Annotated in this window: 28 protein-coding genes; 19 read left to right on the forward strand and 9 right to left on the reverse strand. The window is 72.6% G+C overall.

Annotated features, from left to right (window positions below; all coding sequences use genetic code 11):
* The first annotated feature begins 51 nt into the window (after nt 1-51).
* On the forward strand, nt 52-573 hold the full coding sequence (locus tag ACIQOU_RS34905) for a hypothetical protein (protein WP_401544004.1): 522 nt from the start codon (nt 52-54) through the stop codon (nt 571-573).
* Nucleotides 574-603: 30 nt separating this feature from the next.
* Here the strand turns inward: ACIQOU_RS34905 and ACIQOU_RS34910 are convergent, their stop codons facing one another.
* Together ACIQOU_RS34910 and ACIQOU_RS34915 are read right to left on the reverse strand one after the other, a co-directional pair.
* Nucleotides 604-1,086: a hypothetical protein gene (locus ACIQOU_RS34910; protein WP_401544006.1), complete on the reverse strand. Its 483-nt coding sequence runs from the start codon at nt 1,084-1,086 to the stop codon at nt 604-606.
* Between the two features lie 89 nt (nt 1,087-1,175).
* Nucleotides 1,176-1,688 carry a DinB family protein gene (locus tag ACIQOU_RS34915; protein WP_401544009.1) on the reverse strand — a complete coding sequence of 171 codons (513 nt, stop codon included), beginning with the start codon at nt 1,686-1,688 and terminating at the stop codon, nt 1,176-1,178.
* 138 nt (nt 1,689-1,826) lie between these two features.
* On the opposite strand from ACIQOU_RS34915, the gene ACIQOU_RS34920 reads away from it, so the two are divergent.
* On the forward strand, nt 1,827-2,732 hold the full coding sequence (locus tag ACIQOU_RS34920; protein ID WP_401544011.1) for a Gfo/Idh/MocA family protein: 906 nt from the start codon (nt 1,827-1,829) through the stop codon (nt 2,730-2,732).
* Here the strand turns inward: ACIQOU_RS34920 and lnt are convergent.
* Both lnt and ACIQOU_RS34930 read right to left on the reverse strand, forming a co-directional pair.
* Nucleotides 2,656-4,215: an apolipoprotein N-acyltransferase gene (gene lnt / locus ACIQOU_RS34925; RefSeq protein ID WP_401544014.1), complete on the reverse strand. Its 1,560-nt coding sequence runs from the start codon at nt 4,213-4,215 to the stop codon at nt 2,656-2,658. The genes ACIQOU_RS34920 and lnt overlap by 77 nt on opposite strands.
* Nucleotides 4,216-4,293: 78 nt before the next feature.
* Entirely contained in the window at nt 4,294-4,782 is a 489-nt protein-coding gene (locus ACIQOU_RS34930) for a nuclear transport factor 2 family protein (protein WP_401544016.1), read from the reverse strand.
* 120 nt (nt 4,783-4,902) lie between these two features.
* Between ACIQOU_RS34930 and ACIQOU_RS34935 the strand changes: the two genes are divergently transcribed.
* From ACIQOU_RS34935 to ACIQOU_RS34975, 9 genes are all read left to right on the forward strand, one after another.
* The gene (locus ACIQOU_RS34935; RefSeq protein ID WP_401544019.1) at nt 4,903-5,898 is read left to right on the forward strand and encodes an LLM class flavin-dependent oxidoreductase; all 996 of its coding nucleotides are present in this window, start codon (nt 4,903-4,905) and stop codon (nt 5,896-5,898) included.
* Between the two features lie 74 nt (nt 5,899-5,972).
* The gene (locus ACIQOU_RS34940) at nt 5,973-6,596 is read left to right on the forward strand and encodes an HAD family hydrolase (RefSeq protein WP_401544022.1); all 624 of its coding nucleotides are present in this window, start codon (nt 5,973-5,975) and stop codon (nt 6,594-6,596) included.
* Nucleotides 6,589-7,605, forward strand: coding sequence for a LacI family DNA-binding transcriptional regulator (locus tag ACIQOU_RS34945; RefSeq protein WP_401544025.1), 1,017 nt, complete (start codon nt 6,589-6,591; stop codon nt 7,603-7,605). The genes ACIQOU_RS34940 and ACIQOU_RS34945 overlap by 8 nt, the downstream gene beginning before the upstream one ends.
* Nucleotides 7,606-7,684: 79 nt before the next feature.
* Complete coding sequence (locus ACIQOU_RS34950; RefSeq protein WP_401544028.1) at nt 7,685-8,623, forward strand: carbohydrate ABC transporter permease; 939 nt, start codon at nt 7,685-7,687, stop codon at nt 8,621-8,623.
* Nucleotides 8,620-9,054, forward strand: coding sequence for a hypothetical protein (locus ACIQOU_RS34955; RefSeq protein ID WP_401544171.1), 435 nt, complete (start codon nt 8,620-8,622; stop codon nt 9,052-9,054). Before ACIQOU_RS34950 ends, ACIQOU_RS34955 begins: the two co-directional genes overlap by 4 nt.
* Nucleotides 8,940-9,449, forward strand: a complete 510-nt coding sequence (locus ACIQOU_RS34960; RefSeq protein ID WP_401544159.1) for a carbohydrate ABC transporter permease — start codon at nt 8,940-8,942, stop codon at nt 9,447-9,449. The genes ACIQOU_RS34955 and ACIQOU_RS34960 overlap by 115 nt, the downstream gene beginning before the upstream one ends.
* Nucleotides 9,450-9,829: 380 nt before the next feature.
* Nucleotides 9,830-11,230, forward strand: a complete 1,401-nt coding sequence (locus ACIQOU_RS34965) for an extracellular solute-binding protein (RefSeq protein ID WP_401544031.1) — start codon at nt 9,830-9,832, stop codon at nt 11,228-11,230.
* 2 nt (nt 11,231-11,232) lie between these two features.
* Entirely contained in the window at nt 11,233-11,922 is a 690-nt protein-coding gene (locus ACIQOU_RS34970) for a 2'-5' RNA ligase family protein (protein ID WP_401544033.1), read from the forward strand.
* A gap of 304 nt (nt 11,923-12,226) precedes the next feature.
* Nucleotides 12,227-13,027 (forward strand): SDR family NAD(P)-dependent oxidoreductase, encoded by an 801-nt coding sequence (locus ACIQOU_RS34975; RefSeq protein WP_401544035.1) that lies wholly within the window; start codon nt 12,227-12,229, stop codon nt 13,025-13,027.
* A gap of 419 nt (nt 13,028-13,446) precedes the next feature.
* Here the strand turns inward: ACIQOU_RS34975 and ACIQOU_RS34980 are convergent, their stop codons facing one another.
* Together ACIQOU_RS34980 and ACIQOU_RS34985 are read right to left on the reverse strand one after the other, a co-directional pair.
* Nucleotides 13,447-13,626 (reverse strand): hypothetical protein, encoded by a 180-nt coding sequence (locus ACIQOU_RS34980; RefSeq protein WP_401544038.1) that lies wholly within the window; start codon nt 13,624-13,626, stop codon nt 13,447-13,449.
* A gap of 135 nt (nt 13,627-13,761) precedes the next feature.
* A complete protein-coding gene (locus tag ACIQOU_RS34985; RefSeq protein WP_401544040.1) occupies nt 13,762-14,637 on the reverse strand; it encodes an undecaprenyl-diphosphate phosphatase in 876 nt (291 codons plus the stop codon).
* Nucleotides 14,638-14,967: 330 nt separating this feature from the next.
* Between ACIQOU_RS34985 and ACIQOU_RS34990 the strand changes: the two genes are divergently transcribed.
* The 4 genes from ACIQOU_RS34990 (at nt 14,968) to ACIQOU_RS35005 (ending at nt 18,357) form a co-directional block, all read left to right on the forward strand.
* Complete coding sequence (locus tag ACIQOU_RS34990) at nt 14,968-15,216, forward strand: hypothetical protein (RefSeq protein ID WP_401544042.1); 249 nt, start codon at nt 14,968-14,970, stop codon at nt 15,214-15,216.
* A gap of 323 nt (nt 15,217-15,539) precedes the next feature.
* The gene (locus ACIQOU_RS34995) at nt 15,540-16,718 is read left to right on the forward strand and encodes a Gfo/Idh/MocA family protein (RefSeq protein WP_401544044.1); all 1,179 of its coding nucleotides are present in this window, start codon (nt 15,540-15,542) and stop codon (nt 16,716-16,718) included.
* Nucleotides 16,715-17,641 (forward strand): PmoA family protein, encoded by a 927-nt coding sequence (locus ACIQOU_RS35000; protein ID WP_401544047.1) that lies wholly within the window; start codon nt 16,715-16,717, stop codon nt 17,639-17,641. The genes ACIQOU_RS34995 and ACIQOU_RS35000 overlap by 4 nt, the downstream gene beginning before the upstream one ends.
* 101 nt (nt 17,642-17,742) lie before the next feature.
* Nucleotides 17,743-18,357 (forward strand): cupin domain-containing protein, encoded by a 615-nt coding sequence (locus ACIQOU_RS35005; RefSeq protein WP_401544162.1) that lies wholly within the window; start codon nt 17,743-17,745, stop codon nt 18,355-18,357.
* A gap of 108 nt (nt 18,358-18,465) precedes the next feature.
* Here the strand turns inward: ACIQOU_RS35005 and ACIQOU_RS35010 are convergent, their stop codons facing one another.
* Complete coding sequence (locus ACIQOU_RS35010; RefSeq protein ID WP_401544049.1) at nt 18,466-19,233, reverse strand: TVP38/TMEM64 family protein; 768 nt, start codon at nt 19,231-19,233, stop codon at nt 18,466-18,468.
* Between the two features lie 49 nt (nt 19,234-19,282).
* On the opposite strand from ACIQOU_RS35010, the gene ACIQOU_RS35015 reads away from it, so the two are divergent.
* The 3 genes from ACIQOU_RS35015 to ACIQOU_RS35025 all read left to right on the forward strand — a co-directional run bounded on the left by ACIQOU_RS35015 (nt 19,283) and on the right by ACIQOU_RS35025 (nt 22,355).
* Nucleotides 19,283-20,005 carry a DNA alkylation repair protein gene (locus ACIQOU_RS35015; protein ID WP_401544052.1) on the forward strand — a complete coding sequence of 241 codons (723 nt, stop codon included), beginning with the start codon at nt 19,283-19,285 and terminating at the stop codon, nt 20,003-20,005.
* Between the two features lie 262 nt (nt 20,006-20,267).
* A complete protein-coding gene (gene tuf / locus ACIQOU_RS35020) occupies nt 20,268-21,437 on the forward strand; it encodes an elongation factor Tu (RefSeq protein ID WP_401544055.1) in 1,170 nt (389 codons plus the stop codon).
* Nucleotides 21,438-21,509: 72 nt separating this feature from the next.
* Nucleotides 21,510-22,355 (forward strand): spermidine synthase, encoded by an 846-nt coding sequence (locus ACIQOU_RS35025; RefSeq protein WP_401544057.1) that lies wholly within the window; start codon nt 21,510-21,512, stop codon nt 22,353-22,355.
* A 20-nt stretch (nt 22,356-22,375) separates the two neighbouring features.
* Here the strand turns inward: ACIQOU_RS35025 and ACIQOU_RS35030 are convergent, their stop codons facing one another.
* Nucleotides 22,376-23,395, reverse strand: coding sequence for a hypothetical protein (locus tag ACIQOU_RS35030; protein ID WP_401544060.1), 1,020 nt, complete (start codon nt 23,393-23,395; stop codon nt 22,376-22,378).
* A 241-nt stretch (nt 23,396-23,636) separates the two neighbouring features.
* Here ACIQOU_RS35030 and ACIQOU_RS35035 point away from each other — a divergent pair, with 241 nt between their 5' ends.
* Nucleotides 23,637-24,074 (forward strand): DUF4442 domain-containing protein, encoded by a 438-nt coding sequence (locus ACIQOU_RS35035; RefSeq protein ID WP_401544166.1) that lies wholly within the window; start codon nt 23,637-23,639, stop codon nt 24,072-24,074.
* An 89-nt stretch (nt 24,075-24,163) separates the two neighbouring features.
* Here ACIQOU_RS35035 and galU read toward each other — a convergent pair whose 3' ends face one another.
* Nucleotides 24,164-25,108, reverse strand: coding sequence for a UTP--glucose-1-phosphate uridylyltransferase GalU (gene galU, locus ACIQOU_RS35040; RefSeq protein ID WP_401544063.1), 945 nt, complete (start codon nt 25,106-25,108; stop codon nt 24,164-24,166).
* Between the last annotated feature and the right edge of the window lie 305 nt (nt 25,109-25,413).

The raw sequence follows: 25,413 nt of genomic DNA on the forward strand, positions 1-25,413 counted from the left end.
GGTTAGCGTCGGTCAGGACAGCGGGGCAGCGGGCGACGGGTGGAGGACGCGGTGGCCGAGGGACCCGAGCAGACGGCGTCGGACCAGGTGATGACGCGGATCGGACAGAGCGTGATCCTGCACCACGCCGGTGACCGCGAGGAGGCCCGCGACCGCTTCCTCGCCCTCTGGGCGGAGATCGGTGAGGACGGCGCGGCCCTGCACCGCTGCACCCTGGCCCACTACCTCGCCGACACCCAGGACGACCCCTCCGACGAACTCGCCTGGGACCTCCGGGCGTTGACGGCCGCCGAGGAACTCACCGACGGACGGCTCGCCGAGCACGAGGGCGCCCCCGCCGTCCGCGCCCTGTACCCGTCCCTGCACCTGAACCTCGCCGCCGACTACGTGAAACTCGGCCGCAGCGGAGCCGCCCGCACCCATCTGCGCCGGGCCAGGGGAGCGGCCGAGACCCTCGCCGAGGACCGCTATGGACAAGGCGTACGGGCGGCCATCAGCCGACTGGAACGCAGACTCGGGGACAGCGACGGGGCAGGCGAGGGCCACTGGGGCCCGCCCCGCCAGCGCCCCTAGCGGCAACGGTCCCGCGCGGCGCCGTCGGGCTCAGCGCCGGTAGGTCAGGCCGCACACCTGGGACTGCGGACTGTCCGCCGACCAGCCCCCGTACGTCCGGCCCAGCGCACACACGTCCTGCTGACTGCGGGGAACGGCCTGGGTGATGTCCGGGACCTGGACGCCCGGGGTGTGCCGGTGGTGCCGGGGGCGCTGCTCCGGATGCGGTGGCCGGGCGTCCTGACGCGGCCGGCGCTGCGGGGTCTCGGGCTGCCGCGCCGGGGCCGGGGCGGCGGGGCGCGGGGACGCCGAGCGCCGGGGGGTGGGGGACGGGCCGGTCAGCTCCAGCGCCTCAAGGGCCGGGGCCTGCACGATCCGCGGCTCGCCGCGCCCGTCGGGACGCGGTGCCGACGGCGGCAGGGCGGGGGCGGAGGCCGGTCCTGGCAGCGGCGGACGCTGCACCGTCACACAGCCGGTGAGGGCCGAGACGGCGACGGTGACCAGGAGCGTCGCGGTGGTCGTCGTTCGATGCACGCGCGCAACAATGACGGTTCACCGGCCCTGGCGACAGCGGACAGGCGCAGGATGCCCCGCACGGGTGACGCCGGGCCCCGGGGATGACGTCAGTCGCCGGTGGCGCCGTCGATACGCTCCCGCAGCAGGTCGGCGTGGCCGTTGTGGCGGGCGTACTCCTCGATCATGTGCGTGACGATCCAGCGCAGGTTGAAGATCTCGCCGGTGCGCCGGTGGCGGCCCTTGGACAGGTCGTCCAGCGTGAACCGGGCCGCGTGCAGCCGGGCCGTCTCGATCTCGGCCTGCCAGGTGGCGTACGCCTCGGCCCAGGTGTCCGCCTCGGTGAGCCGGAAATCGCCGTCCGGGTCGGCGTCGCTGGAGTAGATCGGCCCGGCGTCCTCGTCCATCAGCACCCGGCGGAACCAGGAACGTTCCACCTCCGCCATGTGCCGCACCAGACCCATCAGCGACAACGTCGACGGCGCCACCGACGCCGTCCGCAACTGGGCGTCCGTCAGCCCCTCGCACTTGAGGGCCAGCGTCTGCCGGTGGTAGTCGAGCCAGCCCTCCAGCATGGTGCGTTCGTCGGCTTCGGTGGCGGGTTCACTGCGTTCGATGGTCATCCCGGCATCCTGCCAGCAGCCACCCGCCGGCCGCCGGTCATTTCCGCGCCCCCTCACACAGTCCGACGCGCACCCCGCCCGGCCCGTATGCTTCCGTCGGGTTGGGCACGGGCAGGGCAGGAACGGACGGAGATCCCCATGAAGGTCGGCTGCATCGGGCTCGGGGACATCGCGCGCAAGGCCTATCTGCCGGTCCTCGCGAGCCTGCCCGGCGTCGAACTCCACCTCCACACCCGCACCCCCGCCACCCTTACCGACGTCACTGACAGCCTCCACCTCCCCGACGGACAACGGCACGTCACCCTCGACGCGCTCCTCGCCCAGGACCTCGACGCCGCCTTCGTGCACGCGCCGACCGCCGCCCACGCGGAGATCGGCACCCGGCTCCTCGACGCCGGCGTCCCGACCTACGTCGACAAGCCCCTCGCCTATCAACTCGCCGACTCCGAACGGCTGGTGAGCCTCGCAGAGGAGCGCCGACTCTCCCTCACCGTCGGCTTCAACCGGCGCTACGCGCCCGGGTACGCCCAGTGCGTCGAGCACCCGCGCGAGCTGATCCTCATGCAGAAGAACCGGATCGGGTTGCCCGAGGAACCGCGCGCGATGATCCTCGACGACTTCATCCACGTCGTCGACACCCTCCGCTTCCTGGTGCCGGGGCAGATCGACGACGTGACCGTGCGCGCCCGCACCGAGGACGGGCTGCTGCACCACGTGGTGCTCCAGCTGTCCGGCGACGGGTTCACCGCGCTCGGCGTGATGAACCGGCTCAGCGGCTCCGTCGAGGAGATCCTCGAAGTCTCCGGGCAGGACACCAAACGCCAGGTCGTCAACCTCGCCGAGACCATCGACCACAAGGGCCAGCCCACCGTGCGGCGGCGCGGCGACTGGGTGCCGGTGGCCCGCCAGCGCGGCATCGAACAGGCCGTGCTGACCTTCCTGGACGCCGTCCGCGCGGGCGAGGTGCTCAGCGCCCGGGACGCACTGGCGACTCACGAACTGTGCGAGCGGGTGATCCTGGCCGTCCGGGAACGTTCCACCTGAGCCGGCGGCCCACGACCACCCCGCCCCACGACCCCACCACCAGCAGCGCCATCTGCACCGGCCACTCACCGAGCCGGACAGAGAGGGTGGTGCCCGTCGCCACCGGCACCTCGAACACCCGGGCCGTGTCGGCGTCGGTGCCGAGCCACGGACCGACGCGCCTGCCGTTCGCGTCATAGACGGCGGAGACACCGGTGAGCGTCGCGTGCACCATCGACCGCCCGGTCTCCGCCGCCCGCAGCGCCGCCAGCGACGCGTGCTGCTCGGGCGCCCAACTCCGCTGGAACGACGACGTCGACGACTGCGCGACCAGCACCTGGGCGCCGTCCAGGGCGAGATGGCGGCTCATGTCGGGGAACGCCGACTCGAAACAGATCATCGGGCCGACCCGCAGCCCGTGCCCCACGTCCATCACCACCTGCTCGGTGCCCCGCCGACGGTCCTCACCGGCCGCCTTGCCGACCGAGGTCGCCCACCCGAGCAGCGAACGGGCCGGTATGTACTCGCCGAACGGCACCAACCGCATCTTGTCGTACCGGTCACCGGTCAGGCCGTCCGGTCCCACCAGCACCGAACTCTTGTATATGCCGGGCCGGTCCGAGCGCCGTGCGTCCACATTGACGAGCAGGTCCGCGCCGGTCTCCCGGGACAGCGCCGCGAGCCGACGCGCCAGGTCGGGGCGGGCGGCGAGGTCGTAGCCGACGCTGCTCTCACCCCAGACGATCAGGTCGGGGTGGCGGCCGGCGAGCGTGCGGGTGAGCTGTTCCTCGCGGGCGAAACGCCGGTCGACGCCGTCGATGACGCCGGGCTGTACGACCGCGATCCGGGTCCGCCCCTCGACGCCGGGGCGCGGCGCCCACAGCCAGGCCGCCGAGGTCACGGCCGCCGTCGCGACCAGGGACGCCAGCGCGGGCACCCGCGCCGCCCGCACCGCGACCAGCACCGTGACCGCCACATTGACGGTCACCACCAGGAAGCTGAGCAGCCACACCCCGCCCACCGACGCGAGCCGCAACGCCGGCGCCACCTGCCACTGGCTGGAGCCGAGCAGCCCCCACGGCCCGCCGAGCCCCTGCCAGGACCGCACCAGCTCCACCAGCAGCCAGCCCGACGGCACCATGCACAACGCGCCCGCCACCCGCGCCGCCCCGGGCGCCCCGCCCAGGAACCGGCGCACCAGCCAGCCCCACGGCGCCCACAGCGCCCCCAGCAGCGCGGCGACCACGAAGAGGAACACGTTCAGGCTCGGCAGCAGCCAGAGGTGCACGGCGAGCAGGAACCCGAACCCGCCCGCCCAGCCGTCGTACGCCGCCCGCCGCCCGCTCGGCGCGGCCCTGACCAGCACCATCCACGGCACCAGCGCCACATACGCGTACCACCACCACGACGGCGCCGGGAACGCGAACACCGGCAGCGCCCCCGCCAGCGCGGCGACGACCGAGCGCCGCCAGGGAGAGTAGAGCCACTGCCCGAACCGCTGCATACGACGCCGCCTCCCTGCCCGCTGGGTGGCTCCAGTGTGCGTCCTTGCGAAGATCCGGACCAGAGGAGGGGGCGGTGATCAGCCGCTCACGAGGGCGGTCGGCCGACGCCACTTCTCCTCGACGACGACCTCGGCGAACCGCCAGCCCTCAACCGTCCGGACCAGAGCGAACGCACACCGGCCGCCGGACACGAAGTCCGGTGCGCCGAGCGGCCCGTCGTCGTCCCCGGGGTGCGGCGGCGCGAGCCGCATCGGGTTGACGTAGTCGGCCCGCACGCGCGCGGTGTCACCCACGTCCTGGTCCAACGTCCCGAACCGCACCCGGCGGTTGACGATCAGATGCTGGCGCATCGGGAACCGCCGCATGGCCCCGGCGAGCCACTCGGCGACCGTGTCGGCGTCGCCCTCCACACCGCCCGCCGACCGGTAGTCGGCGCGACCGTCCGGCGCGAACAGCCCGCGGTACGCCGCCCAGTCGCCGTCGTCCACCGCCGTCGCGTACTCGGTCACCCACTCGTCGACGGCCAACCGGTCCATCACCGTCGCGAGTTCCACGCGCTGCGTCATCGGATCAGTCTTGGGCACCGGACGTGCCAGGCCAAGAGGCGCGCCAGCAAACCTTGAAACGCCGTGTCGGACACGGAAGTTGAACGGCGCACCGGCGGCCCGGATTTCTATAGTGACCCGATGACCTCTCTCACCTCCCTCCCGGTCGGCGCGCTGGAAGTGGCCATGGTGCAGACCGGCGCCCGCGCGGCCGACACCGTACGGGACACCGCCGACTTCGCCCGCGCCGTCGAGGAACTCGGCTGCTCCCGCCTCTGGTACGCCGAACACCACCACTCACCGGCCATCGGCGCGTTCCCGCCCGTCGTCCTGACCGCGCACGCCGCCGCGTCGACCTCGCGCATCAGGATCGGCTCGGGGGGTGTGCTCGCGCCGAACCACGCGCCGCTCACGGTGGCGGAACAGTTCGGCACGCTGGCCGCGCTCCATCCCGATCGGATCGACCTGGGCATCGGACGCGGCCCGGGCACCTTCCACGAGCCGACGGCCCGGGCGCTGCGCCGCGGGGCCGACCCGACGACCGACGACGAGTACCGCGCCGACGTCGCCCAGACCCTGCGGCTGCTCGTCGACGAGGTCGCTTTGGGAACGTTCCCGCAGCCCTGGTTACTGGCGTCGAGCACGGCCGGCGCGGCGCTCGCCGCCGACCTCGGCCTGCCCCTCGCCTTCGCCCACCACATCCGCCCCGACCACACCGAGGCCGGGCTCGCCCACTACCGGGACCGCTTCACCCCGTCCCGCTGGTGCGAACGGCCGCGCGTGCTGCTCTGCGTGGAGACGGTGTGCGCCGAGACCGACGAGGAGGCCGACCGCCTCGCGGGCCCCATGGACGTCATCAAGGCGGGCCTCCTCCAGGGCCGCAGCGAGTCGCCGTTCCCCACCCCCGAGGAGGCCGCCGCCCACTCCTTCACCGCCGGGGAGCGACGGGCGCTGGCCGGCTTCAAGGCGCAGCAGGCGCAGGGCGACCCCGCCACCGTCGGCAAGCGGCTGGCGGAACTGGCGGAGGCCACCGACGCGGACGAACTCCTGCTGGCGACACCGGTGTACGCGCTGGCCGACCGGCTGACGTCCTTCGCCCTCGTCGCGGAACGGATCAGGTCGACCGGGGTGGCCTGACCTCCTCGCGCGGTGCGGTCCCGGTCCCGGAGAACGGGTCCGCAGCGGTACGGAGAGGTCGTATGATCGCCGACGTGGAACGTTCCCAAAACACAGTGCCGACCATGGTCGTCTGGGATCTCGGGGGAGTCCTCGCCCCGCCCGGCCGGGCCCTGCCCCTCCTGGCGGCCGCCCTCGACCTCCCCGAGACCGAACTCACCGGCCCCTACTGGGCCCACCGCGACGCCTACGACCTCGGCGAACCACCCGAGGCCTACTGGTCCCGCGTCGGACAGTCCCTCGGGCACCCGCTCGACGCCGCGTGGGCCGACCGCCTCGACCGCATCGACACCGGGTGCTGGACGGTGCTCGACCCCGCAGCCGAGGCCGTGCTCCACCGCCTGGTCGCGAACGGGACGCCGCTGGGCGTGCTGTCCAACGCCCCGACCACGCTGGCCGTGGCCGTCCGGGGGGCCGCGTGGAGCACGGTGTTCGAGACGCTCGTCTTCTCGGCGGACCTCGGTGTGATGAAGCCCGACCCGCGCATCTACCGGGCCGCCGACCAACGGTACGGCCGCGCCCCCGCCGACGTCGTCTTCTTCGACGACCGCCCCGAGAACGTCGAGGCGGCCCGCGCCCACGGCTGGCGCGCCCATCTGTGGACCGGCGCCGAGGAGGCCACGCGCGCGCTCGTGCGCGAGGGCGTGCTCGATGGCTGACCGGCCGCGCAACCCCACGATCATCGACGTGGCCGCGCTGGCCGGGGTCTCCAAGTCGGTGGTCTCCCGGGTCGTCTCCGGACGGGGCAGCGTCGGTGAGGAGACCCGGCGCCGCGTGCTGCTGGCCGCCGAGGAACTGGGCTACGTCGTCAACGCGGTCGCCCGCGCCATGGTGGCCCACCGCACCTACACCGTCGGCGCGTTCGTGCGGGACGCCTCGACGCCGTTCTACGGGCACCTCCTCACCGCGTTGCAGGAACGCGCCGCCTTCCACGGGTACCGGGTCGTCACCGCGACCGGCTCCGGGCGGTTCGAGACCGCCGACGAGTTCCGTGCCCTGGAGACGCTGACGATGCTGCGCGTCGAGGCGCTGGTCGTGTGCAGCGGGATGCTGCCGAGCGAGCGGATCGTGCCGTTCGCGGCGCGGCTGCCGACCGTGGTCGCGGGGCGCCCGGAGACCCACCCGAGCATCACCAGCGTCTACTGCGACGAGGAGAAGGGCGGCGCCGCGCTCGCGGACCACCTCCTCGACCTCGGCCACCGCGAGGTCGCCGTCGTCACCGTGCCGATGAGCAGCTCCGTGACGATGGGCCCGCGCACCTCCGCCATGTCCCGCAGGCTGCGCGAACGCGGCGCGCGCGTGCTGGAGATTCCGGGACCGCGGCGCGAGACGGCCGGCGCGTGGGCGACCGAGGTGCTGCGGCACCCCGAGATCACCGCCGTGATGACCCCCAGCGACCGGCACGCGATCGCGCTGCTCGAACAGTTCAGGATGCGCGGGGTCGCCGTCCCGAAGATGCTCTCCGTCACCGGTTCCGACGGCATCGGTGAGCTGACCACGCCCCTGATCGGGCTGACCTCCTGGCGTCAGCCCGTCGACCTGATCGGCACCCGCGCGGTGGACGCCGTCGTGCAACTCCTCGACGGCGAGCAGCCGCCCGCCCACCACCAAGCCCTGCCCGGCACCCTCCTCGCGGGCTCCACCACCGGGCCCCCGCCGACCGGCTGAGCCGCCCGAACGGCATTTCACGTCGTGTTCACGTGGCCGCCGCTGCGCCTGTCAGGGACGGAGTGGGAACGTTCCACACATGCTTGGGAACGTTCCACTTCGACCGCGCGGACCACGCCGTCCGTCCTGGCCGCCGCGCCGTCCGTCCTGGCCGCCGCGCGGCCTGGCCGGGCCGCTGATGGTCCTCCCGTGCGTCGGACTGCTCCTCGTCTTCGCGTACTGGCCGGTCGTCCGCAGCGTCGTCCTGAGCCTCTACGGCAACGACCTGCTGGGTGATCCCACCCGGTTCGTCGGGCTCGCCCAGTACACCGAGATCGTCACCGACCCCGACCTGCGCCGGGCGCTGCTCGCCACCGGATCGATCGCCGTGCTCAGCGTGGTGCTCGCGGTCGGCGGCGCGCTCGCCGCCGCCCTGCCGCTGCGCCGGGCCGCCGCCCGGCCGCGGGCCGTGGTGTCGGTGCTGCTGTCGCTGCCGTTCGCGTACTCGGCGGCGGCCTCGGCGGCCGTGTTCGCCGGCCTGTTCGCCCCCGCCGTCGGCACCCTCGACGCCCTCCTCGGCCACGTCGGCATCACGGGGCCCGAGTGGCTGCGGTCGCCGGCCCTGGCGGTCGTGAGCATCTCGATCGCCACCGCCTGGTACGAGTTCGGGTTCGCGTTCCTGGTGCTGCTGGCCGCGCTGAGCCAACTCGACCAGCAGGTCATCGAGGCGGCGGCGCTGGACGGCGCCGGTGGGCTGCGGCTGGCCCGGTCGGTGATCATCCCGATGCTGCGGCCCAGCCTGGTCTTCCTGCTGGTCACGCAGACCATCAGCGGGTTGCAGATCTTCACGCAGGTCCAGGTGCTCACCCGGGGCGGCCCGGCCGGGGCGACCTCGACGCTGGTCTACGAGCTGTACCAACGGGCGTTCGGCGAGGCGTTGCCGCATGTCGGCTCGGCGTCGGCGCTCGCGGTGGTGCTGCTGGGGCTGGTCCTGCTGATCACGTCGGTCCAGTTCAAGGTGCTCAGGAGGTGGGCGTGAACCGCGTGAAGCGAATCCGGCTCGGTTCCGTGGCCCGTTGGCTGTGGCTGGGCGCGGTGGTCCTGGTCGTCGTCCTGCCCGTCTACGTCACCGTCGTCACCGCGCTGCTGCCCCGCTCCGACGTCGCCGCCGGGCGGCTGCTGCCGGTGCCGGGCCGACTCACCCTGGACAACGTCCGGTTCGCCCTGGACGCGGCGCCGTTGGCCCGGCAGTACCTGGTCAGCGTGGCCGTCACCGTCGGTCAGGCGGGGCCCAACTGGTCACGGCCGCGCTCGCCGCGTACGCGCTGGTCTTCCCGCGCTGGCGGGGCCGGGGCATCGTCTTCGGGCTGGTCCTGGCCACCCTGGCGTTCCCGGGGGAGAGCCTGGTCATCCCCAACTTCGAACTCGTCACCGGGCTCGGGCTGCGCGACACACTGCTCGGCGTCGTGATCCCGTATCTCGCCGCCGGATACGCGGTGTTCCTGCTCCGGCAGGCGTTCCTCGCGCTGCCCCGGGAGACCTGGGAGGCCGCCCGGCTCGACGGCTGCGGCGACCTGCGCGCCCTGCTGCATGTCGTCCTGCCCATGGCCAGGCCGCAGTTGGTGACGGCGGCGATGTGGTGCGCGCTGTCCGCCTGGAACGGCTACTTCTGGCCGCTGCTGATCACCGACTCCCCGCAACGGCGCACCATTCAGGTCGGCCTCGCCCAACTCGTCGTCGACCAGGCCACCTCACCGGCCGTGATCTACGCCGGGACTCTCCTCGTCCTCCTCCCGACCCTGCTCCTGGTGCTCTTCGGCCAACGTTTCCTGGTCCGAGGCCTGGCCTCCAGGGTCACGACCTAGCCCCTCCGGCCGGGGCGCCCCCTGAGCCCCTGACCCCGCCCGTGCCTACCGACGCACTACCGATCGCGCCCGCACCAGCCGCACCACCCGGTCCGCCGATCCCGCCCGCACCACCCGGTCCGCTGAACCCTGCCCGCACCACCCGGCACCGCTGAACTCACCCGCACCCGCGAGGGAGCCCGCGCCCTACCCGAGCGCTCCACCCGAACCCCCGCTTCCCCCCCGCACCCCCTGATACCGCCGGCACCTCCCGGCCGCCCCGAACTCCCCTGCGTTTCCCCGTACTTCCCCGTACTTCCCCGTGCGTCCGCGCACATCCCCGCGCTTCCGTGCGCGGCCCTGGTTGCTGTTGGCTTCCCTGAAGAGAGAGACGAATCGCGATGTCCTCACGTTCCGGACGACGACGCCCCCCTGTGCTGGCCGGGTGTCTGGCCGTGGCCGGTGTGCTGACGCTCACCGCCTGCGGTGGTGGCTCCGCCGCGCCGAAGGCCGACGGCGCGGCGCCGGGCGCCGCCGCTCTCACCGCCGAGAAGAAGCCGGTGACCGTGACCCTCTGGCACGGCCTCGGCGGCCCGGCCGGACAGGCGCTCCAGGCCGAGATCGACACGTTCAACCAGGCCCACCGGGGCAAGATCGTGGTGAAGGCGTCCTTCCAGGGCAGCTACGCCGACGCGATCGCCAAGTACACCTCCGCGATCCGTGGGGGCGGCACGCCGAGCATCATGGTCTCCAACGACATCACCAGCGGCTATCTGCGCGACGCGGGCCAGACCGTCTCCGCGCAGGCCATGGCGGCGGCCAACCCGAAGGACCTGGACCTCGACACCCTGCGCCCCGCGGCCCGCGACTACTACACGGCCGACGGCACCCTGCTCGCCGTTCCGCTGAACACGTCGATGCCGTTGCTCTACGTCAACGACAAGCTCCTCGACCGGGCGAAAGTCGATCGTTCCACTCTGGGCACGCTGTCGGGCGTGGCCGCCGCCGCGCGCAAGATCCATGCCGCGTCGCCCGACGTCAAGGGCATCGACCAGCCCCTCGACGGCTGGTGGTTCGAGCAGTTGAGCGCGGCGGCCGGGGAGCCGTACTGCGTGCGGGACAACGGGCGCAAGGCGGGCGGGGCCGACGCGCTGTCGTTGACCAGCGCCCCGCAGCGGGCGGCGATCGGCACCATGGCCAAGCTGTACACCGACGGCGTCGGCCTGGACACCGGCGCCGACGGCAACGCCGCGCTCTCCGCGTTCGTCGCGGGCAAGACCGCCATGATGTTCAACTCCAGCGGCTCCATCGGCGGGATCAACCAGGCCCGCATGAAGGGGTACACGGCGCTGCCCTACCCGTTGTCCGGCCCGTCGGCCACCTCGGGCGCGGCGATCGGCGGGGCCGCGATGTGGGTGGACCGGGCCGGGCACAGCGACGCCGAGCAGGTGGCGAGCTGGAAGGCGATCAGCTTCCTGGCCTCCGCCCCGGTGCAGGAACGTTTCGCCAAGGCGTCCGGCTACGCCCCCATCAACACCGGGGTCGACAAGTCGGCCAGTTGGAAGGCGTTCCTCGCCGAGAACGAGCCGTACGCCGTGCTCGGCAAGCAGTTCGCCGACACCCCGGCCACGAACGCCGCCGCAGGCTGCCTCTCCGGGGCCATGCCGGGCGTGCGGGACGCGGTCGTGCCGCGGATGCAGGAGGCGTTCAGCGGCAAGATCTCGCTGGACAGCGCCCTGGAGGCGGCGCAGAAGGCGGGCACCGAGAAGATCAAGGACTACCGAGAGCAGGCCGGTCAGTGACCATGCAGTCGATCCCCCAGCCGACGACCCCGATGGCCGTTCCGGACAAGGACGCCCGCTTTGGGCGGGGTGCGGGGGACCCGTATCGCTACGGGGTCTATCTCCGCCCCGACCCGGTGACCTGCGCGGCGGTCACCGCCGTCACCTCGCACCTGCGGGCCCAGTACGGCTTTGTGTCGGCCGGCGCGTTCCCGCCGCACGCGACCCTGGTCGGCAGCCGGCACCTGCCCGTCCCGGAGGACGAGATCATCGCCGCGGTGACGCGGGCGGTCGCGGACGTGCCCGCGTTCACCGTGCACAACGCCGGGGTGCGGCAGCAGGGCATCGGTCTGGTCTACGACGTCCACCACCTCGCCGACGGCGCCACCCCGAACCGTGAGTTCATGGACCTCGCCGCCCGGATCGACGCGGCGGTGGCACCGTTGGAGACCCCGGCGCCCAACCCCGCCGGGCACCCCTTCGACGCGGCCACCTTCCGGGCCCATCTGTCACTCCTCTCGCACGACATGAACGTCCGCCCGGACCTGTTCGAGGAGGCCGAGGAGTATGTGCGGGGGCTGGCGGTGCCGTACTCGGACAGCTTCCGGGGTGACACGGTCGCGCTGTACCGGACGAGCAGCGACGACTGGACGGGACGCTGGTGGACGGGCCTGACGTGGGAACACGTGCGGAGTTGGAGGTTGGGGAGTTGACGGGCTGAGGGGTTAGGGGCGGGGCGCGAGGTGAGTTGGGGTGCCTCGCGCCAGGGCAGGTGGTGAGTTGGGGAGTCTGAGGGAGGGAGGCGTTCAGTCGGCTCGCCCGCTCGCCCGCTCGCCTGCTCGCCCGCTCGCCCGCTCGCCCGTCTACCCCGTTCGTCCGGTGTCGGAATCTGCCCCGTTCGTCCGGTCTCGGAATGTGGGCCTTGGTCGCTGAGGTGCGGGTTTAACCTCTGGTTTGATCGATGATCGATCATTATCGTGAACCTCTCGATCATCCGTCTTCGAAGAGGAGGCCCTCATGGCAGGTCCCGACGCGGCAGGTCCCGGTGCAGCACGTCTCGGTACGGCACGTCCCGGTACGGCGCGTCCGGTCACGGTTGTCACCGGTGGTGGCAGAGGTATCGGCGCCGCGATCTGTCTTCGGCTCGCCGCCGACGGGCACGACGTCGCGGTCGGGTACGTCCGGGACGCCGACGCCGCCGAGGGGGTCGCGCGGGGCGTGCGGGAGGCGGGCGGGCGCGCGGTCACCGTCCGGGTGGACACCTCCGTCGAGGCCGAGGTGGAACGGCTCTTCGACCTGGCCGAGGCCGAACTCGGGCCTGTCACCGGGCTGGTGAACAACGCGGGTGTCAGTGGCCCGTTGGGCCGGCTCGCCGATGCCGACACCGAGGTGTTGCGCCGGGTCGTCGACGTCAACCTCCTGGGCACGCTGCTGTGTTCACGCCGGGCCGCTCGGCTGATGACCGCGCGGGGCAACGGCGTCATCGTCAACATCTCCTCGGGTGCGGCCACGCTCGGCAGCCCCGGTGAGTTCGTTCATTACGCGGCGACCAAGGCCGCCGTGGACACCCTCACCCTGGGGCTCTCCAAGGAACTCGGCCCTGACGGCATCCGCGTCAACGCCGTCGCGCCCGGGGCGGTCGTCACCGACATGCACGCCGAGATGGGCGAGCCGGACCGGGCGTACCGGGTCGCGGCCGGTGTCCCACTGCGCCGACCGGGCCAGCCCGAGGAGATCGCGGCGGCGGTGGCGTGGCTGATGTCGCCGGAGGCCTCGTACACGACCGGGACGGTGTTGCGGGTCGCGGGCGGGCGGTGAGTGAGGGGCGGTGAGGGGTCGTTCGGCCGGCTGCTTGCCTAGACGTGCGGCTGGCTGGACGCGTGCAGGGCCGAACGAGCGTGTGAGCGGCCGGGTGTAGGGGGGCCGGGTTCGCGTCCGGTTGGGGGAGGGGTGCCGTGGCCCGGCGTGCGGGACGGGGCGGCTTCGCTGCGGGGTGCGCGGCTGGACCGTTGCAAACGGCGCTGAACTCACCGCCGTTGCCAACGTTGTCCCGGCATCCGGCATCCGGCATCCGGCATCCGGCATCCGGCATCCGGCATCCGGCATCCGGCATCCGGCATCCGGCATCCGGCATCCGGCATCCGCCCCCACCAGGGCTCACCGGGGTTGACCGTGACCTGTGCCCGCCGGGGTCGGTCAGAACCGACCCCGAGTCGATCAGAAGCGGGCGTTGCCGGTCAGGCCGCTTCGACCACGGCCTCGCGTATCGCCGCCGCCCACTCGACCACCAACAGCTCGTACTCCTCGCGCTCCTGGGTCGACAGGGAACCACGCGCGCGCAGCCACAGCGACCGGATCTGCTCGTTCACCTCGGCGGCGGACCGCACGGAACCAGGGACCACGGAATCGGAGGACATGCTGACAAGCCTAGGGGCAATACCTGACAGTGCGCTACCAAACCGCTACCCGACCCCTATGGCGTCCGTCACGGGCGGGGGCGACGGGGCGGGTGGGAAGCAAGTGCGGGGTGTTGTCGGCGAGTTCCGCCGGGGTCACTCCGCGGACTCGGCCGCGTGCGGGCTGAGGACGCCCGCCGTCACCAGGGCGATGATGACGATGCCGAGGGCGATGCGGTACCAGACGAACGGCATGAAGCTCTTGCTGGAGATCCACTTCATGAACCACGAGATGACCGCGTATCCGGACGCGAAGGCGATCGCCGTGGCGAACAGTGTCGGGCCCCAGGCGATGTGGTCGCTCTCCAGCGCGTCCTTCGTCTCGAACACACCCGAGGCCAGCACGGCGGGGATGGCGAGCAGGAAGGAGTAACGGGCCGCGGCCTCACGGCGGTAGCCCATGAAGAGGCCGCCGCTGATGGTCGCGCCGGAGCGGGAGACGCCCGGGACGAGGGCCATCGCCTGGCACAGGCCGAAGATCAGGCCGTCCTTGACGCCGAGGTCCTTGAGTTCCTTGCGCTGCTTGGGGGCGCGGTGGCGGCCGCCGTCCTCGTCGCGGGCGGCGAGCCGGTCGGCGATGCCGATGATCACGCCGACCACGATCAGCATCGTCGCGGTGATCCGCAGATCACGGAACGGTCCCTCGATCGCGTCCTTGAACAGCAGCCCGAGCACGCCGATCGGGATCGAGCCGACGATGACGAGCCAGCCCATCTGGGCGTCGTGGTCGCCGCGCAGTTCCTTGTTGAAGAGGGAACGCGTCCAGACGGAGATGATCCGCCCGATGTCCTTGCGGAAGTAGATGAGGACGGCCGCCTCGGTGCCGATCTGGGTGATCGCCGTGAAGGCGGCCCCAGGGTCCTCCCAGCCGGAGAACGCCGCCGTCAGCCGCAGATGCGCGCTGGAGGAGACGGGGAGGAACTCGGTCAGCCCCTGGACGAGTCCGAGGATGAGGGATTCAAACCAAGACATGGAGTAACGGTGTCCAAGCGCTGATCGTGGAAAGGCCGTCGGAAACACCACGCCGCCGGGCGCGGTGATCACGGGTGTCCGGGGCAGCCTAGCGTCCCTGTGAGAACACCCGGGCACAGGGGTTTGACGAGGGGGCCCGGACCGGGGCTTGACCGTGAACGGAACGGGAGTTGGGCCCGGACAGGACGGGTGCGGGACCGGTGCCGGGCCGGTGCCGGACCGTGATCGGACCGGGGGTTGGGCTGGGCGCCCGGCCGGGGGTGAGGGGCGGCTCGCCCGCTGGGCCCCGTCGGTTGCGACGGCCTTGGGCGGCTCGCCGGTCAGGGGCCGGTGGTCACCGCTCGTGCCGATCACCTCACCTGCCAGGAGCTGGCTGTCACCGGCGGTGTCGGTCACCTCACCTGCCAGGAGCTGGCTGTCACCGGCGGTGTCGGCCACCTCGCCCGCCAGGGGCCGGTTGGCACCGGCCGTGCCGGTCACCTCGCCAGCCGGGGCCCAGTTGGCACCGCCCGTGCCGGTCACCGCGCCAGCCAGGAGCTGGCTGTCACCGGCTGTGCTGTCCACCGCGCCCGCCAGTAGAAGCCGGCCGTCACAGCTGTGCTGTCCACCGCGCCCGCCAGAAGAAGCCAGCCGTCACGCCCGTGCCGTTCACCTCCCCGCTCACAGTTCCGTCGGCCACCTCGCCGCCCCGGCCACCTCGCCGCCCCGGCCCGCCCCCGGCCCCCCCGACCCATCCGCCAAGGCCCCCGCCTCCCCATCCCCCCTCCGCGCCCCGCCCCGGGTGTTGACCTGCGGCGGGGCCGGAGCTTACGTTGCAGCGGAGGGGAAAGCGCTTGCTGCGTGCGGGGTCAGCTGTTCCGCCTCTAGGCTCGTCGTTCCTCCAAGGAGTGCTGATCCCGGCCATGTCCACACCGCAGACCGAACCCCGGACGTCCCCGACCCGCTCCGCCCCCCTCGCCGGCCGCCGGGTCCGGGCCGCCGTCATCGGCACCGGCGCCATCGGCCGGGGCTCGCATCTGCCCGCGCTGGCCAAGCTCGCCGAGGAGGGTGAGGTGGAGGTCGTCGCGGCGGTCGACGTCAACGCCGCCGCGGCCGAGGAGTTCTGCCGGGCCGGTGGCGTGCCGCACGCCTACACCGACCTGGGCCAGATGCTCGCCGAGCAGCGCCCCGACCTGGTCACCATCTGCACGCCGCCGACCCTGCACAAGGCCCAGACCATCGCCGCGCTGCGCGCCGGGGCCTGGGTGTGGTGCGAGAAGCCGCCCGTGCCGACGCTCGCCGACTACGCCGCCGTCGAGGCCGAGGAGGGCGTCGAGGGCGGACCGTACGCGTCGATCGTCTTCCAGCACCGGTTCGGCTCCGGCACCCGGCACGCGCGCCGGCTGCTGGACGGGGGCGCGCTGGGCCGGCCGCTCGTCGCGCACTGTCAGACCACCTGGCACCGGGACACCGCTTACTACGCGGTGCCCTGGCGGGGCCGTTGGGACACCGAGGGCGGCGGCCCGGCCATGGGCCACGGCATCCACCAGATGGACCTGATGCTCGACCTGCTCGGCCCGTGGAGCGAGGTCCGCGCGATGGCCGGACGCCTGGTGCACGACGTGGAGACTGAGGACGTCTCGACCGCGCTGGTCCGGTTCGAGAACGGCGCGCTCGCCACCGTCGTCAACAGCGTGCTGAGCCCCGACGAGGTCAGCCGCATCCGCGTCGACTGCGAGCGCGCGACCGTCGAACTGACCCACCTCTACGGCCACTCCAACGCCGACTGGCGCATCACGCCCGCCCCGGACGTGCCCGCCGCCGACGCCGCCGCCTGGCAGGACTTCGGGCCGGACGTGCCCAGTTCGCACGTCGAGCAGGTGCGCGAGCTGATCGTGAGCATGCGCAAGGGCGAACGGCCGCGCAGCAGCGGAGCCGACGGGCGCACGAGCCTGGAGCTGATCGCCGCGCTGTACAAGTCGGCGTTCACGGACGCCACGGTGCGCGCGGGCGAGATCGGCCCCGGCGACCCGTTCTTCACGTCGATGCACGGCGACGCGCCCGGCTGGGCCCCCGCCGCAGTCCAGGAGGTGACCGCGTGACCGCCCCGCACATCGTCCACGCCCACGGCGACCGCATCACCGTCACCGACCCCGCGACCGGCGTGGAGCTGCTCTCCTACGTCTACCGCGCGGAGGCCGACTGGGAGGCGCCGCGCCCCTATGTGCACCCGGTGCGCACGCTCGCCGGGGACGTCGTCACCGACTACCGCCCCAACGACCACCGTTGGCACAAGGGCCTCTCCCTGACCGCCTCGCACCTGTCCGGCGCCAACCTGTGGGGCGGCAACTCCTATGTGCACGGCGAGGGTTACCTCGCCCTCCCGGAGCGCGTCGGCTCGATGGCGCACGTCGCCTTCGACGAGGTCGCCGCCCACGAGGACCGGGTGGTGATCGCCGAACGGCTCACCTGGCACCCGCACGACGGCGCGCTGTGGGCCGACGAGTCCCGCCGCATCGAGGTCCACGACATCGACCCCGAGTCCGGTTCCTGGGCGCTGACCTGGACGAGCGCCATCACCAACCGGCGTGCCGAGGCACTGCACTTCGGCAGTCCGACCACCGCCGGGCGTGAACTCGCCGGGTACACCGGCCTGTTCTGGCGCGGACCTCGTGCCTTCCGCGACGGCCGCATCCTCGCCCCCGACGCCGAGGGCCCCGACCTGATGGGCCGTCAGGCGCCCTGGCTCGCCTACTCCGGCGAGCACGACGGCACCGACGGCCACGCCACCCTCCTCTTCGCGCACGCCCCCGAGAACGACCACCTCGGCGCCCAAGGCGCCCACCCGGCCCACTGGTTCGTGCGCAACGAACCGTTCGCCGCCGTCGCCCCCTCCTGGTCGTTCTACGACGAACTCGAACTCGCCCCCGGCGACACCCTCACCCGCCGCTACCGGGTCGTCGTCGCCGACGGGGCGTGGGAACGTGCGGACATCGTCAAGTACCTGGAGGCGCACCCGTGGTGAGCAGCACGACGTACGCGGGCCTGCCGGGCGGGGTGGCCGTCTCCCGGCTCGCCGTCTACGACTGGCCGGCCGCCGACGGTGTCTGCGGCGGAACTCCCCATATGCACCTGACCTGTTCGGAGGCGTACGTCGTCACCGGCGGGCGGGGCGCCGTGCAGACCCTGACGACGTCCGGGTACGAGGAGACGCCTCTCGAACCGGGCACGGTCGCCTGGTTCACGCCGGGCACCATCCACCGGCTGGTCAACGAGGACGACCTGCGCATCACCGTCCTCATGCAGAACAGCGGCCTGCCCGAGGCCGGTGACGCGGTGCTCACCCTGCCGCCGCGCTACCTGGCCGACCCCGCGGCCTACGCGGCGGCCACCGTCATCCCTGCCGACGCGCCCGAGGAGGAACGCGAACGGGTCGCCCGGGCCCGCCGTGACCTCGCCCTGGAGGGCTACCGGGCCCTGCGTGCCGCCGAAGGGCCCGAGGCGCTCGCCGCGTTCCACGAGGCCGCCGCCGCACTGGTCCGGCCCCGGCTCGCCGCATGGCGCGCCCGCTGGCAACAGGGCGCCGAGGCCGCCGCGTCGGCCACCGGTGAGCAACTGGACCGCCTCGCCGCCGGCGATGTCAGCCACCTCGCCGAAGCCACCGTCCGCGCCGAACAGCCCTCCACCCAGGGCAAGTTCGGCATGTGCGGCCGCCTCGACGTGTACGAGGGCACGAGCTGACGCCGATGAGGTGAGGCCCCGGCCGCAGACCGACGCGAGCGGCGAGGCCGGGGTTCCGGGGCTCCGACTCGGGCCCTGGAGGGGCCACTTCGGCCGACGGCCAGAGCCTCAACTGCCCCGCAAGTGGTGGCGTTTGCGCCAGGCCATGATCGTGGCTGCCAGGGCCGGGAGGGCGATGGCCGCCATGGCGATCAGGAACGCCGGGGAGGTCGGGGACGAGGCGCGGGCGCCCGCCACGACGTAGGCGGCGGTGTTCGGGACCGAGCCGAGGGCCGTCGCGACGAGGAAGGGCAGCCAGCCCATGCGGGAGACGGCGGCGCAGTAGTTCGCGGCCCAGAACGGCACCCCGGGGAAGAGCCGGGCCACCATCATCGAGCGGAAACCGTGCCGGCTCAGCTGGCCGTCGGCCGCGTGCAGCAGCCGTCCGCGCAGCAGCGGGCGCAGCGCGTCCTGGCCCAGTATCCGGCCAAGACCGAAGGCGACGCCCGCTCCGATCACCGTGCCCGCGAGGGCCACCGCTGTCCCCAGCGGGCAGCCGAACAGCGCGCCCGCCGCGAGGTTGAGCAGCGGCCTCGGCACGAACGCCACCGTGCACAGCCCGTACGCCACCGCGAACACCGTGGCCGCCGTGAGGCCGCCGAGCTGGGGTGGCCAGCCGTCGGCCAGGAGTCTCTGCGGCTCGAACAGCAGGACGGAACCCGCGGCGGCGGCGAGCAGGGCCACCAGCAGGGACAACCGCGACCAGGGCGACAACAGCACGCGCGTACAGCGTGCGGCGAGCCCGCGCGGGGCGGGTACGACGACGGCGAGCTCCGTGGCGGCGGCCCGGGGAACGGCCGTTGCGGTGCCCTCCGAGCGGAGTGGGGCATCGAGCATCCCGCGACACTAACCGACGGGTGTGTGTGGGCGCCGTATGGTTCGTCGCATGAACGTCACAGGTGCGGGCGGACCCGACATCCCGCCCAGCGCCCTCGCCGACACGCTGCTGGAGCGGCTGACGCACGCCTACCCGGCCGCCGCCGACCCCGCGCGGGCCGCCGCCATGCGGGCGTACCTGAAGGACATCGCCCCCTTCCTCGGGCTGACCACCCCGGTGCGCCGGGCCCTGGACCGCACCGTCGTGCGGGGGCTGCCCCGGCCCACCGAGGCCGACTGCACCGCGATCGCCCTGCGCTGCTGGGCCAGACCCGAACGCGAGTACGCCTACTTCGCCGTCGACTATCTGCGCCGCCACATCGCCCGCTGCTCCTCCGGCTTCCTGCCCGTCGCCCGGCACCTCGTCGCCACCGTCTCCTGGTGGGACACCGTCGACCTGCTGGCCGCGCATGTCGTCGGCGTCCTGGTCGCGGCCGACCCGCGCCTCGTCGCCGACATGGACGCCTGGATCGTCGACCCCGATCTGTGGGTGGCCCGCACCGCGCTGCTCCATCAGCTCCGCTACCGGGACCGCACCGACAGCGCACGGCTGTTCTCCTACTGCCTGCGCCAGTCAGGGCACCCCGACTTCTTCGTCCGCAAGGCGATCGGCTGGGCCCTGCGCGAGTACGCCAAGACCGACCCGGACGCGGTCCGTACCTTCCTGGCCGGGGAACGCGGCCGGTTCGCGCCGCTCTCGGTGCGTGAGGCGCTCAAGAACATCGGGCCCTGAGCTCCGCCCCGACTCCCGCCGCACAGAAAACCGTTCGACGTCCGTCCCGCCGTCGGCCATGCTCGGACCATGTTCCGGTACGCCTTCCTCCTAGCGGCATCCGCGCCCGCGGATGCGCCGAAGGCTGCCGTCCGGACCCTCCTGACCGCCGTCGACGGCGCCCGAAGCTGACCCTCCCCGGAACGTCCGGCGGACCCCGCAGGGGGAGGGTCGGCGAGATTCCGGGGTCCCCAGCGCCACCACCAGGTTTCGAGGAACCGCCATGCCCAAGACGGCATACGTCCGCACCAAACCGCACGTCAACATCGGCACCATGGGCCACGTCGACCACGGCAAGACCACTCTGACCGCCGCCATCACCAAGGTCCTCGCCGACCGCGGCACCGGCACCTTCGTCCCGTTCGACCGTATCGACCGGGCCCCGGAGGAGGCCGCCCGCGGCATCACCATCAACATCGCGCACGTCGAGTACGAGACCGACACCCGCCACTACGCGCACGTGGACATGCCGGGTCACGCCGACTACGTCAAGAACATGGTCACCGGCGCCGCGCAGCTCGACGGGGCGATCCTCGTCGTCTCCGCGGTCGACGGGATCATGCCGCAGACCGCCGAACACGTGCTGCTCGCGCGGCAGGTGGGCGTCGACCACATCGTCGTCGCGATGACCATGGCCGACGTGGCCGACGAGGAGCTGTCCGACCTGGTCGAGCTGGAGGTGCGCGAACTGCTCACCGGGCAGGGGTACGGCGGCGACTCCGTGCCCGTCGTACGGGTCTCCGGGCTGCGCGCGCTGGCCGGTGACCCGCACTGGACGGCGGCCATCGAGGCGCTGCTCGACGCCGTGGACACCTATGTGCCCATGCCGGAACGGTATGTGGACGCGCCGTTCCTGCTGCCGGTGGAGAACGTCCTCACCATCACCGGCCGGGGAACCGTCGTCACCGGCGCCGTCGAGCGGGGCGTCGTACGGGTGGGCGACCGGGTCGAGGTGCTCGGCGCCGGAGTCGAGACCGTCGTCACCGGTCTGGAGACCTTCGGCAAGCCGATGACGGAGGCGCAGGCCGGGGACAACGTGGCGCTGCTGCTGCGCGGGGTGGCGCGGGACGCCGTCCGACGCGGGCAGGTCGTCGCGGCGCCCGGCAGCGTCACGCCCCGACGGCGGTTCTCGGCGCGGGTGTACGTCCTGTCGACCCGCGAGGGCGGCCGCAGCACCCCGGTGTCGACGGGCTACCGGCCGCAGTTCTACATCCGCACCGCGGACGTCGTCGGTGACGTCGACCTCGGGGAGGTCGCCGTCGCCCGCCCCGGCGACACCGTGACGATGGCGGTCGAACTGGGCCGGGACGTCCCGCTGGAGCCCGGCCTCGGCTTCGCCGTCCGCGAGGGCGGCCGGACCGTCGGCGCGGGCACGGTGACGTCGGTCGGCTGACCCGCCCGGTTCCGGTGCCCGTCCTCCCGAGCGAGGGCGGGCACCGGCGTCCGGGACCGGCACAATGGACCCGTGAACGACCCCATACCCGTGACCCGCGACGTCGACCACGGCACCGCCAAGCTGATGCCGGACGTCGACCGGGAACGGGCCTGGCTGCTCACCGTCGACGGGGCACCGCAGTCCTATGTCGACCTGGACGAGCCCGCCCACCTGGAGTTCGAGTACGTCCGGCGGCTCGGGCACGTCCTGGACACCCTCGCCCGGCCGGGGCGCCCGCTCGACGTCCTGCACCTCGGCGGCGGCGCGCTCACCCTGCCCCGTTACCTGGAGGCCACCCGCCCCGGCTCCGTCCAGCACGTCGTCGACGTGGACCGTGCCCTGCTCGACCTGGTCGTCGCGCACCTCCCGCTGCCCGCGAAGGCACCGATCACGCTGCACGCCGCCGACGCCCGCCGCTGGCTGGAAGCGGCCCCCGACGACTCGGCCGACGTGCTCGTGGCCGACGTCTTCGGCGGCTCCCGCATCCCCGCCCACCTCACCTCCGCCGGCTACGCGGCCGAGGCACGGCGGGTGCTGCGCGCCGACGGCGTCTACCTCGCCAACCTCGCGGACGCCACGCCGTTCGGCTTCCTGCGTTCCCAACTCGCCAATTTCCGGGCGGTGTTCGAGGAACTGGTACTGATCGCGGAACCGGCGGTGCTGCGTGGCCGCCGGTTCGGCAACGCGGTGCTCGCCGCCACCCACCAGCCCCTGGACCTCGGCGAGTTGAGGCGGCTGACCGCCGGGGACGTCTTCCCGGCCCGCGTCGAACACGGGCCGGGGCTACGGGAGTTCATCGGCGACGCGCGGCCGGTGCGGGACGAGGACGCCGTCCCGTCACCGGAGCCGCCCGCCGGGGCGTTCGGCATCGGCTGAGCCGCACCGCCCGCCCCGTGTCACTCGGTGGGGTCGCCGGAGAGCCGGACGGTGCTCATGATCTTCATGATGGTGGCGTCGGGCACCTCGCCCTTGACGCCGGTCGCGCCGTACAGGTTCCAGGCCACGAACTCGTCCTTGGAGTTCTTGAAGCCGAACGTGATCGCCTTGCCGTCGCTCGCGCACTTGTCCGTGCCCTTCTGCGGGCTGTTGTGCGAGCGGGCCCAGGCGTACTTGCCGACGATCCCGGCGGTGGTCGTGAAGCTCGTGGCCTTCTTGTCGAAGGTGATGCTCTTCTTGTCCGGCTGCGTGTAGCCGCCGAACACCCACCACGGCACCTGATTGACCGCGACCTCGTCGGTGTCCTTGGAGCCGTCGGCGCCCTTGGTGCCCACGGCGGCGAGGCCGGTGTCGTCGGTGTTGCCGTCCTTGTCCTTGGACGTGCACCACTTCGGCTTGTAGGCGGCGGGCGCGGACATCACGATGAGCGGCTTGCTGCCGGCCGGCTTGCTGTGGTCCTCGAAGCCGATCAGGGTGCCGGGCGTGTCGACCTGCCAGTCGGCCGGTACGTCGAAGGCGGTGCCCCACTTGGGGTTCACCACGACCTTCCAGCCCGGGATGGTGGCCTTCACGGCGTCGCCGCCGCGCGGGTCGGCGTCCGAGGCGGAGACGCTCGGCGAGGCCGACGGCGACGTCGAGGCGGACGGGCTCTGCTTGTTGTCCGTGCCGCCGTCCGCGGTGTCGTCCTTGTCGCCGCCCAGCACCAGGAACCCGGTCACCCCGGCGGCCACGACGACGGCCAGCGCCGCCACGATCGCCACCAGCCGCGTCCGGTTGCCGCCGCCCTTGCCACCGCCGGGCGGCTGCGGAGGCCCTGCCTGCGTGGGCGGTCCCCAACCCGGCTGCTGCCCATACGGGTTGGGCTGCTGATAGCCCGGCTGCTGGTACGGATTCGGCTGCTGGAACCCCGGTTGCTGATAGGGGTTGTTCTGCGCTTGCGGATTCTGCTCGCCCCCGGGCGGCTGCTGTCCTGGCCACATGTGGAGTCACCTTATGCGGCCGAGGAAACGATTCGGTCACCGCGGCCGGTAAGGGCCCGTTCCGGAGAGGGGGAGATTCGGCGGAACGTCGGCGGATCTTCGGCGGATCTTCGGCGGATCTTCGGCGGAACTTCGGCGGAATGTCGACGGACCAGGGCCGGACGGGGCGAAGGCGGGCGCCGTTCGGCCTGGTCACCGCTGGCTACTCATGGGTAACATGCCGGGCATGAGCGCAGATCAGATGTCCATCGGCGAGATGCTCGCCGCCACGGTGCCGATGGTTCGCACACTGAACCTGGAGTACCTGGAGACCACCCCGGAGCGGGCCGTGGTGGCCCTGCCGGACCAGGCCGAGTACCGCAACCACGTCGGCGGCCCGCACGCCGGTGCCATGTTCACGCTGGGGGAGTCGGCCAGCGGCGCGATCGTGCTGGCCGCGTTCGGGGACCAGTTGGAGCGGGCGGTGCCGTTGCCGGTCAACGCCGAGATCGCGTTCAAGAAGATCGCCCTCGGACCGGTCCGGGCCACCGCGACCCTCGGCCGCCCGGCCGCCGACGTGGTCGCCGAACTCGACGCGGGCGAGCGCCCGGAGTTCCCGGTGACCGTCGCCCTCCAGCGCGCGGACGGGGCGGTGACGGGGGAGATGACCGTGCTGTGGACCCTGCGGCCCCACAGCTGAGGCGGACCGACGCGCAGGGGTGAGGGCCGGGTGGCGGATTGCCGCCCGGCCCTCGCAACGTCCTTTGCCGCCCGGCCCGTTGAGGGGTCTCAGGCCGCCAGTCGGTCCAGGTCGGCGCTCTCGCCGTTCTCCAGACCCGCGACGAACTCCTTGAGCCAGGACGTGAACTCCGGGCCCAGGTCATCGCGTTCGCAGGCGAGGCGGACCACCGTGCGCAGGTAGTCGGCCTTGTCGCCGGTGTCGTAGCGCAGTCCGTCGAAGATCACGCCGTGCACCGTGCCGCCCGCCGCCAACTCCTGGAGTGCGTCGGTCAGTTGGATCTCGCCGCCACGGCCGGGCGGGGTGCGCTCCAGGGTGTCGAAGACGGCCGGGTCCAGGACATAGCGTCCGATGACCGCGTAGTTGCTCGGCGCGTCCGCGGCCGACGGCTTCTCCACCAGCCCGGTGACGCGGACCACCCCGTCCTCGTCGGTGGGCTCGACGGCGGCGCAGCCGTAGAGGTGGACCTGCTCCGGCGGCACCTCCATGAGCGCGACGACGCTTCCCTCGTGCCGTTCGCGGACCTCCAGCATCTGGCTGAGCAGGGTCTCGCGCGGGTCGATCAGGTCGTCGCCGAGCAGCACCGCGAACGGCTGGTCACCCACGTGCCGTCGGGCGCACAGCACGGCGTGGCCGAGGCCGAGGGGCTCGCCCTGGCGGATGTGGTGGATGTTGGCCAGCCGGGCGGGGTCGCGCACCGCGTCGAGGCGGACCGCGTCACCCTTGGCGGCGAGGGCCTGCTCCAGTTCGAAGGCGTTGTCGAAGTGGTCCTCGATGGCCCGCTTGTGGCGGCCGGTGACCATGAGGACATCGTCGAGCCCGGCCGCGGCGGCCTCCTCGACGACGTACTGGATGGCCGGCTTGTCGACGACCGGGAGCATCTCCTTGGGTGTCGCCTTGGTCGCGGGCAGGAAGCGGGTGCCGAGCCCGGCGGCGGGGACGACAGCCTTGCGGACGGGGGTCTTGGGGCTCTTCGAGGAGTGGGGGGTGCTCATGCGGCCCATGCTCGGACACGCGGATGAGAGCCCGCCGAGAGAAACTTCGGAGCCCGCTGTGTGTTCGGCGCGATGACGGAGGGGTGTCGGGGCGCCGGTGGAGGCTCTTTGGGGACATAGCGGGAAGGGGGCCCGGGTGAAGGCGAGTTGACGAGTGGATACGTCAACTCCCTTTATTCCGGCCTATGTTGGGGTTCTGTGAATCTCGCCTTTGGGGTACGGGTGCGCATACCGCCGGTAACTCCGGTGGAGTGAAAGCGCGTTGAGCCCGAGGCGCCCCAGCTTCTCGCTTCCCGTGTGTTCTC

Source organism: Streptomyces sp. NPDC091279 (assembly GCF_044757465.1).
Classification (GTDB): Bacteria; Actinomycetota; Actinomycetes; order Streptomycetales; family Streptomycetaceae; genus Streptomyces.

Excerpts from the sequence above, each read along its gene's own strand:
- ACIQOU_RS34915 (WP_401544009.1), bottom strand. The coding sequence starts at position 1,688 with ATGACCATCGAACGCAGTGAACCCGCCACCGAAGCCGACGAACGCACC.
- ACIQOU_RS34920 (WP_401544011.1), top strand. The coding sequence starts at position 1,827 with ATGAAGGTCGGCTGCATCGGGCTCGGGGACATCGCGCGCAAGGCCTAT.
- lnt (WP_401544014.1), bottom strand. The coding sequence starts at position 4,215 with ATGCAGCGGTTCGGGCAGTGGCTCTACTCTCCCTGGCGGCGCTCGGTC.
- ACIQOU_RS34930 (WP_401544016.1), bottom strand. The coding sequence starts at position 4,782 with ATGACGCAGCGCGTGGAACTCGCGACGGTGATGGACCGGTTGGCCGTC.
- ACIQOU_RS34935 (WP_401544019.1), top strand. The coding sequence starts at position 4,903 with ATGACCTCTCTCACCTCCCTCCCGGTCGGCGCGCTGGAAGTGGCCATG.
- ACIQOU_RS34945 (WP_401544025.1), top strand. The coding sequence starts at position 6,589 with ATGGCTGACCGGCCGCGCAACCCCACGATCATCGACGTGGCCGCGCTG.
- ACIQOU_RS34950 (WP_401544028.1), top strand. The coding sequence starts at position 7,685 with ATGCTTGGGAACGTTCCACTTCGACCGCGCGGACCACGCCGTCCGTCC.
- ACIQOU_RS34965 (WP_401544031.1), top strand. The coding sequence starts at position 9,830 with ATGTCCTCACGTTCCGGACGACGACGCCCCCCTGTGCTGGCCGGGTGT.
- ACIQOU_RS34970 (WP_401544033.1), top strand. The coding sequence starts at position 11,233 with ATGCAGTCGATCCCCCAGCCGACGACCCCGATGGCCGTTCCGGACAAG.
- ACIQOU_RS34975 (WP_401544035.1), top strand. The coding sequence starts at position 12,227 with ATGGCAGGTCCCGACGCGGCAGGTCCCGGTGCAGCACGTCTCGGTACG.
- ACIQOU_RS34980 (WP_401544038.1), bottom strand. The coding sequence starts at position 13,626 with ATGTCCTCCGATTCCGTGGTCCCTGGTTCCGTGCGGTCCGCCGCCGAG.
- ACIQOU_RS34985 (WP_401544040.1), bottom strand. The coding sequence starts at position 14,637 with ATGTCTTGGTTTGAATCCCTCATCCTCGGACTCGTCCAGGGGCTGACC.
- ACIQOU_RS34995 (WP_401544044.1), top strand. The coding sequence starts at position 15,540 with ATGTCCACACCGCAGACCGAACCCCGGACGTCCCCGACCCGCTCCGCC.
- ACIQOU_RS35005 (WP_401544162.1), top strand. The coding sequence starts at position 17,743 with ATGCACCTGACCTGTTCGGAGGCGTACGTCGTCACCGGCGGGCGGGGC.
- ACIQOU_RS35010 (WP_401544049.1), bottom strand. The coding sequence starts at position 19,233 with ATGCTCGATGCCCCACTCCGCTCGGAGGGCACCGCAACGGCCGTTCCC.
- ACIQOU_RS35015 (WP_401544052.1), top strand. The coding sequence starts at position 19,283 with ATGAACGTCACAGGTGCGGGCGGACCCGACATCCCGCCCAGCGCCCTC.
- tuf (WP_401544055.1), top strand. The coding sequence starts at position 20,268 with ATGCCCAAGACGGCATACGTCCGCACCAAACCGCACGTCAACATCGGC.
- ACIQOU_RS35030 (WP_401544060.1), bottom strand. The coding sequence starts at position 23,395 with ATGTGGCCAGGACAGCAGCCGCCCGGGGGCGAGCAGAATCCGCAAGCG.
- ACIQOU_RS35035 (WP_401544166.1), top strand. The coding sequence starts at position 23,637 with ATGTCCATCGGCGAGATGCTCGCCGCCACGGTGCCGATGGTTCGCACA.
- galU (WP_401544063.1), bottom strand. The coding sequence starts at position 25,108 with ATGAGCACCCCCCACTCCTCGAAGAGCCCCAAGACCCCCGTCCGCAAG.